Here is a 15,829-nt window from a genome sequence, read left to right as displayed (position 1 = left end):
TTAGGCCGAGAATGTTCTGATTGTTATTCAAGATCAAGAAGCACGATATTCATGGCTATGGGTTTTATAAAAAAGATTTTTTCTTTCGGCCAAAAAGAGCAAGCCTCTTCTGAGCCGTCTGAGGAGGTCTTGCTGCCGAAAAAGCAGGAAGGTGTTGAGGCTGACGCGCAGCCTGTTGCCGCTGAGCCACATGAAACCTTACTGGAAAAAGTTGAGGATCTGCTTCAGGAGCCAGTGATTGCTGATCCGGCCACAATTGAAATTGCACCGGTTTATCCTGAAACAGAGCCGGAAACTTCTGATACGGAGATGGTGCCGGAAACAATGATCAGCTCTGATCCGGTCATTGTTCCCGCGCCAAATTCTGCCGATGCGCCAAAACCTGTAAAAGTGACAGTCAGCAAGGCTGTTGAAGTCAGACAGGAGCCGGAACCGGTTGCAGAACCGGCGGCAGAGCCAAAACGGTCGTGGTTTGAGCGGCTGCGCAGCGGCTTGTCGCGCTCATCCCAGCAGCTTGGCGATTCAATCGGCAGTATTTTCACCAAGCGCAAGCTGGATGAAGAAACGCTGCAGGAACTGGAAGATGTGCTGATTCAGGCCGATCTTGGTCTGGAGACTGCCATGCGTATTACTGATAATTTGGCTTCAGGGCGTTATGGCAAGGATATTTCAACCGATGAAGTGCGCAAAATCATGCGCAGTGAAATTGAAAAAGTACTGGTGCCGGTAGCAAAGCCGCTGGAACTTGATTTGTCCCATAAGCCGCATGTCATACTTGTGGTTGGTGTCAATGGCACAGGCAAAACCACCACTATTGGCAAGCTTGCGGCCAAACTGACCGCAGGCGGGCTGAAAGTGATGCTGGCCGCCGGTGACACATTCCGCGCCGCTGCAATTGAGCAGTTACATATCTGGGGTGAGCGTACCGGCTCGCCGGTTGTATCCTCTAAACTTGGTGCAGATGCTGCAGGGCTTGCCTATGATGCATGGCAAAAGGCCAGGGATGCCGGCAGTGATGTGCTGATTATTGATACGGCCGGGCGTTTGCAAAACAAAGCTGAATTGATGGACGAACTGGCAAAAATTGTGCGTGTACTTGGCAAACATGATCCGGATGCGCCCCATACCGTTTTGCAAACGCTTGATGCCACTACAGGGCAGAATGCGCTTAATCAGGTTGAAATTTTCAAGAATATTGCCGGTGTGAACGGGTTGGTGATGACAAAACTCGATGGTTCCGCTCGCGGGGGTATTCTGGTCGCTATTGCGGCCAAACATAAATTGCCGGTCTATTTTATTGGTGTGGGTGAGCAGATTGATGATCTTGAGCCGTTTACGGCACAGGATTTTGCCAGTGCAATTGCGGGAGAAGCGTGATGAACCATTCGATTTTTGAACGCGATCCGTCTGATCAGCAGCGCAGGGAAGTGCCGCCGCTGTTAAAGCTGGCATTGGAACTTGGCCCTTTACTGGTGTTCTTTTTTGCCAATTCGCGCGGTGAGTGGCTGGCAGAGCGTTTGCCGGCTCTGGCACAGATCGGCCAGCCGATTTTTATTGCTACCGCCTTGTTTATGGCAGCAACAGTGCTGGCGCTTGCTGTTTCCTGGATTATGACACGCAGCCTGCCGGTTATGCCTTTGGTATCGGGAATTGTAGTGCTGGTTTTTGGTGCGCTGACCTTGTGGCTGCACAATGATACTTTCATAAAAATGAAACCAACCATTGTTAACTGCCTGTTTGGCGGCATCCTGCTTGGGGGGCTTTTATTCGGCAAGGCGCTTCTTGGCTATGTGTTTGACCAGGCTTTTAAACTGGATGCAGAAGGCTGGCGCAAGCTGACATTGCGCTGGGGGCTGTTTTTCTTTGTGTTGGCGGGGCTTAATGAGATTGTATGGCGCAATTTCTCAACCGATGCCTGGGTTGCGTTTAAGGTGTGGGGTGTTATGCCGATTACAATCATCTTTACAATGCTGCAATTGCCATTGATCAAGAAACACTCCCTGATTCCCTGGGGAGCGGCAGATAGTGCGGCACCGGCAGATAAAAAATAACAGGGGGCATATAAATGGCGCATTTGGAAATTGAGCAATTTTATTGCCGCGAAGATAATTTTGGCGTGCTGATTCATGATCCTGAAACCGGATTGACAGCAGCGATTGATGCCCCGGAAGAACTGGCAATTCGTTCAGCTCTGGCACGTCGTGGCTGGAAACTGGATTTTATTTTTACCACGCATCATCATTTTGATCATGTGGCGGCTAATGAGGCGCTTAAACATTTATTCGGCGCCAGGATTACAGGGCCGTCTTCAGAAAAAATTCCGGCGCTGGATCATGGGGTCAAGGATGGTGACCGGTTTTCATTCGGCTCTTTTGAAGTGCAGGTCATTGCCACGCCCGGCCATACGGCAGGAGAGGTTTGTTATTATTTGCCGCAGGCCAGGGTTGTTTTTACCGGCGATACCTTGTTTGCACTTGGCTGCGGGCGCTTGTTTGAGGGTACGCCGGCGGATATGTTTGCCTCCTTGCAGAAGCTTGCCCTGTTGCCTGTGGATACACAGGTTTATTGCGGGCATGAATATACGCTGAGTAATCTGCGGTTTGCACTGGATGTGGATGGCAATAATCCGGCCTTGAAAGAACGTGGCCGCGAGATTGAACGGTTACGGGCGGAAGGCTTGCCAACCTTGCCGACAACCATAGGACTTGAAATGGCAACCAATCCGTTTTTGCGGGTGCATGATGCAGCTATTGCCAGACGGTTAAATATGGAAAATGCAGACCCGCTGCAGATTTTCACGGAATTGCGCAAACGCAAGGATCATTTCTAATAAGGTTATAATTATGGTTTGTCTGATCCGCCGTCCGGTTTTTGCCTTTACAGCCGGTTGTTTTTTAGCCGTTACATCTTTTTACGCTCTGGCTTTGACAGTAAATAAAGCGGCAGCGCAAAGCTTTTTTGAAGTTGCAAAGCCGGAAGTGCCGGATGAGGTGAATAATTATCCGCTGGATGAAAAATTCCTCAGCCGTATGGAAGCGGCGCAGATTGAGCTGAACGGAATGGATATGTCCGGTGACAGTGATGATGATGCGGGCACCGGCGATCATTCTCCCAAAGCACTGGCTGCAAGAATTGAGCGCCAGCCAAAAGTGAGGGCAGTGCTTGAAAAGCACGGGCTGACAGCGCAGGATTATATTTTTGGCTATTTTGCGCTGGTCAGCAGTGTGAGTGCGGTTGAGGCGGAAAATGAAGAGCAGATTGTTGATGAGCTGAAAGGCATAAACCCTGCACATATTGCTTTTGGCAAGCAATATTTTGAGCGCATCCATAAATTGCTGGGCGAATAAATCTTAATTATTTTATTTGTTCAAAACGCGTGGCATATACTTTGACCGTGCCAATCTGCGTGCCGACACTGGCGCTGACCGGAGCGTAAATGCCTGCACCTTGCCTGTCGGTATTGAGGGAAGCAAAGCCGATGGTGATTTTACTTTTATCGGCCAGATAACGTATTGATTTTTTGTCTTTCTCATAACCGGCAACCGGCACAAAACGGGCATTGCAGATGATCGCAGTACCGTTAAAACCCTGTGTGGCAAATTTTTCGCTGCCTGCAGGCGTCAGGTGGATTTGCGCCCGTGTCTGGCCGTCAAATACCTGTAAAGTGCGCCGGCATACAGCATCGGCTGAAGGGCTGGTAATAATCATGGCGCTGATCGGATCAAATACCGATTTAAGATGTGCCGCACGCAGTTCCTCCCAAGGATCAACCTTATGAACCGGTGGTTGGTTATTATAGCTGCTGACCGAGCCATTTTTAAAATTGATGGCGGTACGCTTGTGTTTTTTACCGCTGCGATAGGTGGTGACATAAGAAACCGGCTGCACAGCTGCAATTGTGCCTTGCGGACGCATTTGTCCGTTAATGGTGATGGAGCCGTTGGTCTTGTCAAAGATACGGGCAATGCCGGAGCTGTGAAAATTGCCGGAAAATGTGTAATTCTTGTCGTTGATCGCAGTATCCATTTCAGAACGGGCAATGGTAAGACCCAGAACCGATATTCTGTATTCCGTGCGGTAGCGGGAATCAGCGGCAATGGCGCTGGCCGGCATTGCGGACAGGCTCAGGATCAGGGTGCAAAATCCATAATATTTTGCCATGGATTTTTTCTGTTTGATGCCGGTCCTGCCGATAATCCGCATTCTTTTCTCCTGAGACTCACCCATATAGCTGTTAGGCTTTTATGCTGTCTGCCCATGGCTAACTTGCTTTCATGCCCGCTATTTTTATGATAAAAGCGGCAAAATGGGGTCAAGGACTGTCAATTTGCTGTCATTTGCCGTAATCGGCGGCAATGCAGGCTGAAAGTGGCTTGACGGAAGGGGCTGGGTTCACTATAGAAACCCGACTTTCCCAATGGGCGCTATCTGATCTTGCGCGCCGCGGCATCTGCAATTTTAATATTTGTCCTGCAAGGTTAATATTTGCAATGTCTGTAGCGAAGACGATATCGGATATATGTGCCGGGGCCTGAAACAGAATTTTGAAGGTGAGACCAATGTCCCGCGCTTGTGAACTGACCGGTAAAGCGGTTCTCTACGGCAATAATGTAAGCCATGCGAATAACAAGTCGCGTCGCCGTTATTTGCCAAATCTTTGCAATGTAACCCTGATGTCTGATGCTATGGGCCAGAGCTATCGTCTGCGTGTTTCTGCACATGCGCTGCGCTCTGTTGAGCATCGTGGCGGTCTGGATGCATTCCTTGTAAAAGCTTCTGACAATGAATTGTCACAGCGTGCACGTTTGCTAAAGCGTCAGGTTGCCAAGAAACTGGCAGAAACTGCTGCCTGATAGCCAATTAATCACAAGGCCGGCCTGCCGCGCTTGTTTGTTTAATGCAATTTCAGCCAGATAAATGCGACAATCGCTTTATGGTGAAATTGCCCGGATTGCTAAGGGCCGGTTTACCGGCCTTTTTGCTGGTTCCATAACCCAGGATAAAAAAATGCCCATGCATTCTGATTCCGCTTTTAAAGCGTTGATTTTTCCCGTTCTGGCCATGTGTGCGGCTGTTGCCGCTTCCAATATCCTTGTGCAATATCCGGTGCATTATCTGGGTTTGCAGGAAATTCTCACCTATGGTGCATTCACCTATCCTTTTGCCTTTCTTGTCAATGATCTGACCAATCGCCGTTTTGGCCCGCAGCGCGCCCGCCAAGTGGTTTATGCCGGCTTTGCGCTGGGTGTGGTCATGTCGATCTGGCTTGCAAGCCCACGCCTTGCTGTGGCTTCAGGAAGCGCATTTTTGTTTGCGCAATTGCTGGATATTATCGTTTTCAGCCGGTTGCGGCGTTTGCGCTGGTGGAAGGCGCCTTTAGCGGCGGCATTATGCGGTTCGGTGCTGGATACGATATTGTTTTTCTCGCTCGCCTTTGCCGCACCATTCGGCGCATTGGATACCGCTTTTGGCCTAGCTGACAGCTCTATGACAGATCAGGTGCAATGGTTTGGCCTCACAATGCCGCTGTGGTTGTCTCTGGCATTTGGTGATTTTGGCATTAAGGTGTTGATGAGTGTGGTGATGCTGGTGCCTTACGGGGCAATTCTGGCACTGTTTGCACCGTCAATTTATGATGCCGGCAGGGCTGAAACGGCCAAATAATTTGTTTGGTTAAATCTGGCCGGATCAGGGCTTGTCAGTTTTAACAAGAATGCTGAAATGCCCTGATCCTGTTATTTTTTATATTACTGCTATGAAAAATTACCTGGCAGTTTAGTGCGTAATTTTTAAAAGATCAGCGTTTGCCGCGTGATTTTGACTGATCCTGATCATCAAACAGCGAGGCGAGCTGTTCTGTCATGGCGCCGGCCAGTTCTTCCGCGTCAACAATGGTGACAGCGCGCTGATAATAGCGGGTCACATCATGGCCGATACCAATGGCGATCAGCTCGACCGGTGAACGGTTTTCAATCTCATCAATAACCGCGCGCAAATGGCGCTCCAGATAATTGCCGGGATTGACTGACAGGGTTGAATCATCAACCGGTGCGCCGTCAGAAATGACCATCAAAATTCTGCGTTGTTCAGGGCGGCCGAGCAGGCGGTTATGCGCCCACATCAATGCTTCCCCATCAATATTCTCCTTGAGCAGGCCTTCACGCATCATCAGGCCAAGATTGCGCCGCGCACGCCGCCATGGGGCATCCGCACTTTTATAAATAATATGACGCAGATCATTAAGGCGCCCGGGCTGCGCCGGTTTGCCGCGATCCAGCCATGCTTCGCGTGACTGGCCGCCTTTCCAGGCTTTGGTGGTAAAACCGAGAATCTCAACCTTTACACCGCAACGCTCCAGCGTACGCGCCAAAATATCGGCACAAGTTGCAGCCACTGTAATAGGGCGGCCGCGCATGGAGCCGGAATTATCAATAATCAGGCTGACAACCGTATCGCGGAAATTGGTGTCGCGTTCGATTTTGAAAGAAAGCGGCTGGGTTGGATCAATGACCACGCGCACAAGACGCGCGCTGTCCAGGTGTCCTTCTTCCAGATCAAACAGCCATGAGCGGTTTTGCTGCGCCATCAGCCGGCGCTGCAGGCGGTTGGCAAGACGTCCGACAACACCTTGCAAATTGGCCAGTTGTTTATCGAGAAACCCGCGCAGACGTTCCAGTTCCGCATCATCGCAAAGATCGGTTGCCTCTACGATCTCATCAAATTCGCGGGTGAACACTTTATAATCATGCTGCTTGTCAAAATCGGCAAAAGGCTGGTTGGAGCGGCGGGCTTCGCCCGGTGTTTCCGCCTCGTCTTCCTCGCCATCATCAGCATCTTCATAGGCTGCATCCTCAGCCTCCAGATCACCGCGTTCGCGCTCATCACCGGTGTCTTCAGAACTATCGCCGTCACCGGTCTGGTTTTCGGCATCCTCCTCGGATGCACCTTCTTGCGATTCCTCGCTGTCAGCCTGTTCTTCCGGCTGATTCTCTTCATCATTATCATCTGATTGTTCGGCAAGCTCTTCTGCCATATCCAGAGCCACCAGCATATCGCGCACCAAACGCGCATAATCCTGCTGGCTGTTCAGCCTTTCGCCAAGTGTTTCCAGCTGTGTGCCGGCTTTCTCCTCAATCCAGTCGCGCCACAGCTCAACCACATTGCCGGCCTGTACAGGCGGGCGGTAGCCGGTCAGCTTTTCACGCACCAGCAAAGAAATGGCTTCTTCTATCGGCGCATCATCGCGTGAGGTTATGGCAGAATAATTGGCGCGGCTGTATTTATCTGCCAGCATGGAAGAAATATTGGCCGCAACACCTTCCATTGCCAATGATCCGATGGCTTCAACGCGTGCCTGTTCAACCGCATCAAAGATTGCGCGCGCCTGGTTCCCTTGCGGGGCAAGCTGTGCATGAATGCGCGGATCATGGCGGGCATGACGCAGCGCCATAGAATCCCCGATCCCACGGATAACAGCAATATCGCCGGCTGTCGGGCGTTTGGGCAGATCCGGCAAGCGCGCATGATTGCCGGTTAATGCCGGACGATCATGGCTGAAGCCAACTTCAAACTCATTGCTGCCGGCAATGGCGCGCACACAGGCGGTTACCGCCCGTTTGAAAGGTTCGGTATCGACCGGACCATGTGGGCGTTCACGTATGTTATCGCCAGGGCCTGCCATGATTAAACTGCCTTATATCAAAAACTTAACCTTGATATTGCTCTCGCAATATAAGCGGAACGCCCCCGCGCATGGAGGCGTTGATATTTGTTATTATGCAAGAACCACATTAACTGCGGATTCCGGCAATTCCTGCCCGAAAGCGCGCTGGTAAAACTCTGCCACAATAGAGCGTTCCAGCTCGTCACATTTGTTGAGGAAGGTTAAGCGGAATGCAAAGCCGATATCTTTAAAAATATTGGCATTTTCAGACCATGTAATCACAGTACGCGGGCTCATAACCGTTGACAGGTCACCATTGATGAAAGCCTGACGGGTCATATCGGCAACACGCACCATTTTGGAGACGATGTCACGTCCTTCATCATTCTGATAATGAGGAGATTTGGCCAGAATAATGTCAACTTCATTATCATGGGGCAGATAGTTGAGTGTGGTAACGATTGACCAGCGATCCATCTGCGCCTGATTAATCTGCTGGGTGCCGTGATAAAGGCCGGTTGTATCACCAAGTCCAACCGTATTGGCTGTGGCAAACAGGCGGAATGCGGGATGGGGGTTGATGACGCGGCTCTGATCAAGAAGGGTGAGGCGGCCGGAAGTTTCCAGAACGCGCTGGATAACAAACATTACATCCGGACGGCCGGCATCATATTCATCAAAAACCAGGGCTACATTGTTCTGATAAGCCCAAGGCAAAATCCCGTCTTTAAACTCAGTAACCTGCATGCCGTCCTTGACAACAATTGCATCCTTGCCAACAAGATCAATACGGGAAACATGGCTGTCAAGATTGACACGCACACATGGCCAGTTCAGGCGGGCGGCGACCTGTTCAATATGGGTGGATTTACCGGTGCCGTGATAGCCGGACACCATAACACGGCGGTTATAGGCAAAGCCTGCGAGAATGGCCAGTGTTGTCTGACGGTCAAAAATATAATCCGGATCCGTATCCGGCACATGGCTGGTTTTCTTGCTATATGCCGGCACGACCATATCGGAATCAATCCCGAACACTTCACGCACCGATACAGTTGTGTCCGGCATATTGTTTATGTCGAGATCAACCTTGCTCATCATATCACCTCTTGCAGCTTCGCAGGCTGCCTTGTCACCATAGTTTTGAAGGGTTTTTGTTTCTCAACCGGTTCCCCCCTTCTTTTCGCGTATTCCGGTCAGCTGTTCCGGCCGGATGTTTGGCTCAGTTTTTTTCATACAGCCAGTTCCGGTTTTTCCTGAAATGGCTGAAATGACTGTGCCGGTATTTTGCTCCGGAGCATTTCCTGCGTCATCCGAATGATCAGGAAATGCCGCATATCACTTATTTGGGCACATCATTTACAATTCCGGACGGCTCTGTCCGTAATTTAACTGACCGTGCTGTTCTTAGTAATACTTCCCCCGCTTGTCCAATATTCTTTAATTTGTCGCATCATTCTGTTTTCTGCTTAACAGAAGCCTGCGGTTTTCAGCAATTGATAAGCCTGGACAACCTCACGAAAACGCTCTTCCGAGCCGCGGTCACCGCCATTGGCATCGGGGTGATGCTGTTTGACCAGTTCCTTATAGCGCGATTTGATGGCATCGCTGCTGGAATTGGCCGCAATGCCCAATGTGGCAAAGGCTTTGGATTCGAGCGGGCGCGGGCGGCGGGATGGTGTTGCGGCCTCGGCGCGGGCGCGTGCCTGTTCAAAAAGATTTAACGGATCGCGGATTTTATTATGATAGGCTGCTGTGCCTGAACGCATACGGGCAAATTGCGGGGCTGACTTCCTGGCTGTGGCATTTTTGCTTGTAGCCCATGTCGGGCGATCGCCGACGGCTGCATTTTTCTGGAATTTGGCGATTTCCGCATCGCTCAATCCTTCAAAAGCATTGAAGTTTTTATTATATTCCCGAACATGGTCAAGGCAGAAATGCAGATAAAGCCCTTCACGCGCACCGCCGGCGGGGGCTTTGTGCGTACCTATCTCTTCGCATCCTTCCCACTGACACTGCGGGCCGGCAGCTTTTTTCTCCTCCTTACGGGGGCGGATGCGGATACTGTCAAAATATTTTGAATTGATTGTCATGATATCAATATTACGAGGTCGGATCTGATGATACAAGAATTGGTAATTCACACTATGCGGAGCCGGACCCGAAAGGCCGGAGAACCGGAGAAAATGTGAAATTGGGATTTAGCTACATTTTGTGTACCATGAATTGTTACAATTCTGGCAACCCAATGTGCATAACATGACCCCTATATGGGGGCAGGAGATGAGAATGTCTATTCCTTTGACGCGACAAGAGCGGATTACTGTAAAATTGCGCGATGCTTTTCAACCGGTGTTGCTTGATGTCATCAATGAAAGCCACCTTCATGCCGGGCATCATCACACGGATGGCGGCCATGAGGAAGTGTTTGACGGTAAGGGGGAAACACATTACCGCGTTATAATTGTAGCAGATGCATTTACCGGTTTAAGCCGTGTGGAACGCCATCGGGCGATCAATGCCCTGATGCATGAGGAATTGCATTCCGGCCTGCATGCGCTGGCATTGGAACCGAGTGCACCGGGAGAGCCGCAGCGGCGCAGCCGCAATTAGGAAAACTGATCAATAACAGGGTATTCGATGATAAATACCCTGTTTGTCACACCAATCTTGTTTAAAAATTTTTGTGCTGCCTTTATCAGGATGCGGAGAGCTTGTCTTGCAGGAAAGCCTGTACATCCGCTGCATTGATATCTTTGGCGATAAAGGACCGGCCAAGACCGCGGGTCAGTATGAAAGTTAACGACCCGCGTGAAACTTTTTTATCCTGTGCAATATAGGACATCAGCACATCCGCAGATGGCAGACCGGCAATCTCCTGCATGGAAACCGGCAAGCCAACAGTTTTTAAATGCGCCTCAACGCGCGCGGCAACCGTTTCAGAAACAAGACCAAGGCGGGCAGAAAACTGGTGTGCCAGCACCATGCCGATAGCCACTGCCTCGCCATGTACAAGACGTGCAGAATCATAACCGGTTGCCGTTTCCAGTGCATGGCCGAATGTGTGGCCAAGATTAAGCAGGGCGCGGTCACCGGATTCACGTTCATCGCGGGCGACAACAGCTGCCTTTGCGCGGCAGGCTGTGGCAATGGCCTGTTGGCGTGCGGTGCCGCCTGCAAAAACATCCTGCCAGTTATTTTCCAGCCATATGAAAAAATCCGGCTGGTCAATTAGGCCGTATTTAACAATTTCCGCATAGCCGGCGGCAAATTCCCGCCTGCTCAGAGTATTGAGTATATCCGTATCGGCAAGCACCAGTTGCGGCTGGTTGAAAATACCGGCAAGATTTTTGCCATAGGCTGTGTTAATGCCGGTTTTGCCACCAACGGAGGAATCCACCTGTGCCAGCAGCGAGGTTGGTATCTGGATAAAATTCATGCCGCGGCGCACAATACCGGCAACAAAACCCGCAAGATCGCCAATCACACCGCCGCCAAAGGCAATAACCGCATCACCGCGCTCCAATCGCGCCTCAAGGATGGCATTGGTTACGAATTCAAGCGTGGCAAAGCTTTTGGATTTTTCACCGGCGGCAACTGTTATTGCAGTTGCCGCAATACCTGCCTGTGCCAATGAGGCCAGCAATGGCTGCAAATGCAGGGCGGCAAGATTCTCATCTGTTACAATGGCGGCGCGAATGCCTGGCAGGCGTTTGGCAATGGCTGAACCGGCATGCTGGACAAGACCGCCGCTGATGAGAATATCATAAGAGCGGTCTCCCAGTGAGACATGAACGGTTTCGGTTGTGATGTGTCCGGCAGATGTCATGGAAGATACTCGTGATTGATCGTCAGTTTTGAACGGTTTCCGTATCACGCAGATGATTAAGTAACAAGGTGATCACCTCCTGTGCAATGACCTCGCGTTTTTCATCGCGTGACATGATGCTGAGATCAGCCGTAGCATAGATAGGATAGCGCTCAGTCATCAGTTTTTGCATCACGCCGCGCGGATCAGGATTTTTCAGCAAAGGGCGATCCTGACGGCGCAAAACCCGCTCCATCAGCACATCAAGCTCGGCATTAAGCCAGACAGAAATACCGGAGGCAGCAATATTCTTGCGGGTTTGTTCATTCATGAAAGCGCCGCCGCCGGTTGCCAGAATCATCGGCCCTCCCTCAAGAAGGCGCTGCATGACCCGGCGTTCAAGATCACGGAATTCCGGCTCACCATAAGAGGCAAATAATTCAGAAATGCTCATACGGGAAACATTTTCAATCTCCGTATCAAGATCGAAAAAAGATAAATCCAGCATAGCGGCCATTTTTTTGCCGATTGTGGATTTGCCTGCTCCCATAAGCCCTACCAGCACCACGGGGCGCTTACCCAGAAGGGATTTAACTTCTTCGGCCTGTTGACGCAGATTGATCTGGTCAGCTTTTTTATTTTGGTTCGGCATCGTCTTCTTCTCATGACGGTGCTTCCGTTTGAAACACTTTAATCAGTCAATCGCCGCTGTTCACATGCTTGTCAAGAAAGATTGATGATTTTCTTGCTTTGACGATTATGTTTGTGCGCGTGGATGTGTTTTATCGTAAATTTCCAGAAGACGCGCTGTATCCACGCCGGTATAGACCTGAGTGGTGGACAGGCTGGCATGGCCGAGCAGCTCCTGAATGGTGCGAAGATCCCCGCCCTTGCTTAAAAGATGGGTGGCAAAAGAATGCCGCAGCGCATGGGGAGTTGCCGTTTCCGGAAGATCAAGGGCGGCACGCATTTTCTGCATTTCCCGCTGGATAATACCGGCCTGCAAGGCACCGCCCCTGGCACCGCGAAACAGCGGGGCATTGTTTCCCAAATGATATGGGCAAAGGCGGCGATATTCAGCAATTGCCTGATACACAGCCGGCAAAAGCGGGATAAGGCGGCTTTTGCCGCCTTTCCCCAGAATTGTCAGGGAACGCGCTGATGGATCAGCCAGCATATCCGGTGTCAGTGAAAGTGCTTCGGATATACGCAGGCCGCAACCGTAAAGCAGGGTGAGAACCGCAGCATTACGTGCTGCAATCCATGGTTCTTCTGCCAGTTGTTGTTTAGAATCAACCACGCGCAAAGCCGCATCAGCGGTTAAGGGTTTTGGCAGGGATTTTGGTTGGCGCGGTGCACGGATGGCGGCTGCGCCTGCGGCATTGGCAAGCCCTTGCTTTTCCAGATAGCGCAGCAGGGAGCGCACGCCGGCAAGGCCGCGCCCAAGTGTGCGTGCTCCTGCGCCATCATTGCGCCGTGCGGCAAGATAGGAGCGCAAATCGGCAATGCGCAGATCTGAGACATCTTTCAGGGAAGGCGGGGTGCCAAGATGACCGGTCATAAACTGCAGGAACTGGCGGGTATCGCGCTCATAGGCATTAAGTGTATGGGCGGCAAGACGGCGGCTGTTGCTTAAACTGCCAAGCCAATCCTGACGGGCCCTGGCAAGATCAGGGGCGGCAATGACCAGAAATTCTGTTTTTGGAGAAGCAGTTTGCATGGATTGAATCTGACATTCTGTTATCTTAATAAACCATAGTTTCCCATAGTCAGGTTACGGAAGCGTTGCCGCTCAAATTTAAGGTCTTTTATGTCGCCTCAGAAAAAAGGCAGCCATATGCAGGTTGCACATCTTGATAATCCGGTTCAACTCGCGGTGATTGGTGCGGCGCATGGCATCAAGGGGGAAGTGCGGGTTAAAACCTATACGGGCGATCCGATGGATCTGGGATCTTACGGTCTGCTTTATGATGCAACGGGCAGGGCGTATGAGGTTCTGGCAATCCGTCCGGCCAAAAATGTTGTTGTTGTGCGTTTTGCCGGTATTGATGACCGAAATGCCGCTGAGGCTCTGAATGGTAAAGAATTATATGTGGACCACGCACAATTGCCGCAGGATTTGGAAGAGGATGAATTTTATTATACGGATCTGATCGGCCTTGCCGTGCGTGATGGTGAAGGCGCTTCTTATGGCAGGGTTTCTGCCGTGTTTAATTTTGGGGGCGGTGATGTGCTGGAGATCAAGGAGAGCGGCAAAAAACCGGCTTTAATCCCGTTTACGCAAGCCTCGGTGCCGCAAATTCTTATAGCAGAAGGGGTTGTGGTGATTGATCCGCTGGCAGCCGGTCTTATTGATGATGGTTCAGGCTCGCCTGATGAAGACGGTGAGATGCCCGATATGCCTGAAACCGATGATGACGGATGGGTGCGCTGATGGCGTTTAAAGCATCTGTGCTCACTCTTTATCCTGAAATGTTTCCCGGGCCTCTTGGAGCCGCCCTTGCAGGACGCGCGCTGCGTGATGGCAAATGGCAGCTTGAAACCGTGCAGATCAGGGATTTTGCACTTGATAAACATCGCATGGTGGATGACACGCCGGCCGGTGGCAGCGCGGGTATGGTGATGAAACCGGATGTGGTAGCCAGGGCACTTGACAGTCTGGAGCAGGATAGCCGGCCGCGCATTTTGATGAGCCCGCGCGGCAGACCGCTGACACAGCCATTGGTGCGGGAGCTGGCGGCAGGGGAAGGCGCGGTGATTCTCTGCGGCCGCTTTGAAGGTGTGGATGAGCGGGTGATTGAGGCGCGCAATCTGACGGAAATCTCTGTGGGGGATTATATTCTCTCCGGCGGGGAGACCGGCGCGATTGTGCTGCTTGATGCAATTATCCGTCTGATTCCCGGTGTGATGGGTAATCATGAATCCGGTGAAACGGAAAGTTTTGAGACCGGTCTTCTGGAGCATCCTCATTATACCCGCCCGCAGGAATGGGAGGGGCGCTCTATTCCCGCAATATTAACCTCCGGCAATCATAAGGCAGTTGATGCGTGGCGGCTGGAAGAGGCAAAGCGCATTACCCGCGAGCGCCGGCCGGATTTGTGGCAGGCCTATCTAAGCAGGAAAAAATAATGCCGGTTCTGAGACGTGCGGAATATGCGGCTGTTTTTTTGATTGTGCTCTGGCTTTATGGCCAAAGCGGTGCAGGCTGGTGGTGGTTTGCGCTGCTGTTTCTGGTGCCGGATCTGACAATGGCCGGCTATATATCCGGCAATCGCATTGGTGCGCTGGTTTATAATCTCGGTCATAGTTTTCTGGGGGTTGCGATGCTGGCGGCGATTATGCAGTTTGCCGCTCAGGACTGGTTGTGGCCTTATGTGCTGATCTGGGCGGCACATATCGCTTTTGACCGGATGATGGGTTACGGACTGAAATATGCAACCGCCTTTCAGGATACTCATCTGGGGCGCATCGGCCGTAAATCATCATGATTGTGTCAACGGAGTTGATTCACGGGGGGAAATAGTGTATTGCCGCCTCACATTTCAGGATTTTCCTGATACTTTTTTCATTGACCTGAAATCAAAGAGTAGTGAAACCGCTCCTGCTTTTCCGGCATAGCATGATGGCAAAGACCGTTTTGCAAGTGTTTTGAGCGCTCTGACTGTTCGAGAAGAATCAGAAGGATTAAACAAATGAACATTATCAAGCAGCTTGAAGCTGAACAGATGGCAAAGATTGCTGAAAAGCGCGTCCTGCCTGATTTTGATGCCGGTGACACTGTTCGTGTTCTCGTACGCGTAACTGAAGGTACTCGTACCCGTGTTCAGGCTTATGAAGGCGTTTGCATTGCCCGCTCCGGTGCCGGTCTGCAGGAAAGCTTCACTGTTCGTAAAATTTCTTACGGCGAAGGCGTGGAACGCGTTTTCCCGGTTTATTCTCCGCTGGTTGAGGGTGTTGAAGTTGTTCGTCGCGGTAAGGTTCGCCGTGCAAAGCTTTATTACCTTCGCGGCCTTACCGGTAAGGCTGCCCGTATCGTTGAGAAAAAAGATAATCGCTCCAAGGCTGAACGTGAAGCAGACAAACGCGCTGCCGAGCGTGATGCCGCCGCCAAGGCTGCAGCTGCAGAATAACCTGCCGGTACCGGTAGAGTTCCGGAAAAAGCGATTTAAAATTTTCAATGATCAGGGCGGCTTGCAAAAGTCGCCCTTTTCGTTTTGCAAAAATTAAATGCAGCTTTGGTAACAATCTTGCTGCGACACCCTGTTACGCTTGTCATTTCTTGACGAAAAGCTGTGGCGGGTGCATATGAACCATAATCATTTAGTCATGCAGCGGGCTTTGAGCCCAATGAGGGAAAC

General features: G+C 51.1%; 17 protein-coding genes and 1 pseudogene. 11 read left to right on the top strand and 7 right to left on the bottom strand.

Going from position 1 to position 15,829, the window contains the following annotated elements; translation table 11 throughout:
* Positions 1-378: 378 nt before the first annotated feature.
* From ftsY to ACSTTO_RS09390, 4 genes and pseudogenes are all read left to right on the top strand, one after another.
* Positions 379-1,377 (top strand): annotated as a pseudogene (ftsY, locus tag ACSTTO_RS09405) (signal recognition particle-docking protein FtsY); the annotation flags it as partial.
* Positions 1,377-2,051 carry a septation protein A gene (locus ACSTTO_RS09400; protein ID WP_439272933.1) on the top strand — a complete coding sequence of 225 codons (675 nt, stop codon included), beginning with the start codon at positions 1,377-1,379 and terminating at the stop codon, positions 2,049-2,051. The pseudogene ftsY and the gene ACSTTO_RS09400, both read left to right, overlap by 1 nt.
* 14 nt (positions 2,052-2,065) lie before the next feature.
* Positions 2,066-2,830: a hydroxyacylglutathione hydrolase gene (gene gloB, locus ACSTTO_RS09395; RefSeq protein WP_439272932.1), complete on the top strand. Its 765-nt coding sequence runs from the start codon at positions 2,066-2,068 to the stop codon at positions 2,828-2,830.
* A gap of 13 nt (positions 2,831-2,843) precedes the next feature.
* On the top strand, positions 2,844-3,347 hold the full coding sequence (locus ACSTTO_RS09390; protein WP_439272931.1) for a hypothetical protein: 504 nt from the start codon (positions 2,844-2,846) through the stop codon (positions 3,345-3,347).
* A gap of 7 nt (positions 3,348-3,354) precedes the next feature.
* Here the strand turns inward: ACSTTO_RS09390 and ACSTTO_RS09385 are convergent, their stop codons facing one another.
* Positions 3,355-4,203 (bottom strand): DUF3108 domain-containing protein, encoded by an 849-nt coding sequence (locus ACSTTO_RS09385; protein ID WP_439272930.1) that lies wholly within the window; start codon positions 4,201-4,203, stop codon positions 3,355-3,357.
* Between the two features lie 356 nt (positions 4,204-4,559).
* On the opposite strand from ACSTTO_RS09385, the gene rpmB reads away from it, so the two are divergent.
* Together rpmB and ACSTTO_RS09375 are read left to right on the top strand one after the other, a co-directional pair.
* Positions 4,560-4,853 (top strand): 50S ribosomal protein L28, encoded by a 294-nt coding sequence (gene rpmB, locus ACSTTO_RS09380; protein ID WP_439272929.1) that lies wholly within the window; start codon positions 4,560-4,562, stop codon positions 4,851-4,853.
* A 154-nt stretch (positions 4,854-5,007) separates the two neighbouring features.
* A complete protein-coding gene (locus ACSTTO_RS09375; protein WP_439272928.1) occupies positions 5,008-5,664 on the top strand; it encodes a VUT family protein in 657 nt (218 codons plus the stop codon).
* A 133-nt stretch (positions 5,665-5,797) separates the two neighbouring features.
* Here ACSTTO_RS09375 and cobT read toward each other — a convergent pair whose 3' ends face one another.
* The 3 genes from cobT to ACSTTO_RS09360 all read right to left on the bottom strand — a co-directional run bounded on the left by cobT (position 5,798) and on the right by ACSTTO_RS09360 (position 9,756).
* Entirely contained in the window at positions 5,798-7,681 is a 1,884-nt protein-coding gene (cobT, locus tag ACSTTO_RS09370; protein WP_439272927.1) for a cobaltochelatase subunit CobT, read from the bottom strand.
* A gap of 93 nt (positions 7,682-7,774) precedes the next feature.
* Positions 7,775-8,761: a cobaltochelatase subunit CobS gene (cobS, locus tag ACSTTO_RS09365; protein WP_439273253.1), complete on the bottom strand. Its 987-nt coding sequence runs from the start codon at positions 8,759-8,761 to the stop codon at positions 7,775-7,777.
* A 371-nt stretch (positions 8,762-9,132) separates the two neighbouring features.
* A complete protein-coding gene (locus tag ACSTTO_RS09360) occupies positions 9,133-9,756 on the bottom strand; it encodes a J domain-containing protein (protein ID WP_439272926.1) in 624 nt (207 codons plus the stop codon).
* 196 nt (positions 9,757-9,952) lie between these two features.
* Here ACSTTO_RS09360 and ACSTTO_RS09355 point away from each other — a divergent pair, with 196 nt between their 5' ends.
* Positions 9,953-10,276, top strand: coding sequence for a BolA family protein (locus tag ACSTTO_RS09355; RefSeq protein WP_439272925.1), 324 nt, complete (start codon positions 9,953-9,955; stop codon positions 10,274-10,276).
* 85 nt (positions 10,277-10,361) lie between these two features.
* Here the strand turns inward: ACSTTO_RS09355 and aroB are convergent, their stop codons facing one another.
* The 3 genes from aroB to ACSTTO_RS09340 form a co-directional block, all read right to left on the bottom strand.
* A complete protein-coding gene (gene aroB, locus ACSTTO_RS09350) occupies positions 10,362-11,492 on the bottom strand; it encodes a 3-dehydroquinate synthase (protein WP_439272924.1) in 1,131 nt (376 codons plus the stop codon).
* Between the two features lie 22 nt (positions 11,493-11,514).
* On the bottom strand, positions 11,515-12,123 hold the full coding sequence (locus tag ACSTTO_RS09345; RefSeq protein ID WP_439272923.1) for a shikimate kinase: 609 nt from the start codon (positions 12,121-12,123) through the stop codon (positions 11,515-11,517).
* 105 nt (positions 12,124-12,228) lie between these two features.
* Positions 12,229-13,191 carry a tyrosine recombinase XerC gene (locus tag ACSTTO_RS09340; protein ID WP_439272922.1) on the bottom strand — a complete coding sequence of 321 codons (963 nt, stop codon included), beginning with the start codon at positions 13,189-13,191 and terminating at the stop codon, positions 12,229-12,231.
* A 90-nt stretch (positions 13,192-13,281) separates the two neighbouring features.
* On the opposite strand from ACSTTO_RS09340, the gene rimM reads away from it, so the two are divergent.
* The 4 genes from rimM to rplS all read left to right on the top strand — a co-directional run bounded on the left by rimM (position 13,282) and on the right by rplS (position 15,601).
* Positions 13,282-13,905, top strand: a complete 624-nt coding sequence (rimM, locus tag ACSTTO_RS09335) for a ribosome maturation factor RimM (RefSeq protein WP_439272921.1) — start codon at positions 13,282-13,284, stop codon at positions 13,903-13,905.
* A complete protein-coding gene (gene trmD, locus ACSTTO_RS09330) occupies positions 13,905-14,600 on the top strand; it encodes a tRNA (guanosine(37)-N1)-methyltransferase TrmD (RefSeq protein WP_439272920.1) in 696 nt (231 codons plus the stop codon). The genes rimM and trmD overlap by 1 nt, the downstream gene beginning before the upstream one ends.
* Positions 14,600-14,959, top strand: a complete 360-nt coding sequence (locus tag ACSTTO_RS09325) for a DUF4260 domain-containing protein (protein ID WP_439272919.1) — start codon at positions 14,600-14,602, stop codon at positions 14,957-14,959. The genes trmD and ACSTTO_RS09325 overlap by 1 nt, the downstream gene beginning before the upstream one ends.
* A 204-nt stretch (positions 14,960-15,163) precedes the next feature.
* Positions 15,164-15,601, top strand: a complete 438-nt coding sequence (gene rplS, locus ACSTTO_RS09320) for a 50S ribosomal protein L19 (protein WP_439272918.1) — start codon at positions 15,164-15,166, stop codon at positions 15,599-15,601.
* The last annotated feature ends 228 nt before the right edge of the window (positions 15,602-15,829 follow it).

Source organism: Pseudochrobactrum albidum (assembly GCF_051851455.1).
In the GTDB taxonomy this organism is placed as follows: domain Bacteria; phylum Pseudomonadota; class Alphaproteobacteria; order Rhizobiales; family Rhizobiaceae; genus Pseudochrobactrum.
The sequence above is the reverse complement of the archived record's forward strand: the minus strand, read 5'-3'. Positions and strand labels throughout refer to the sequence as shown.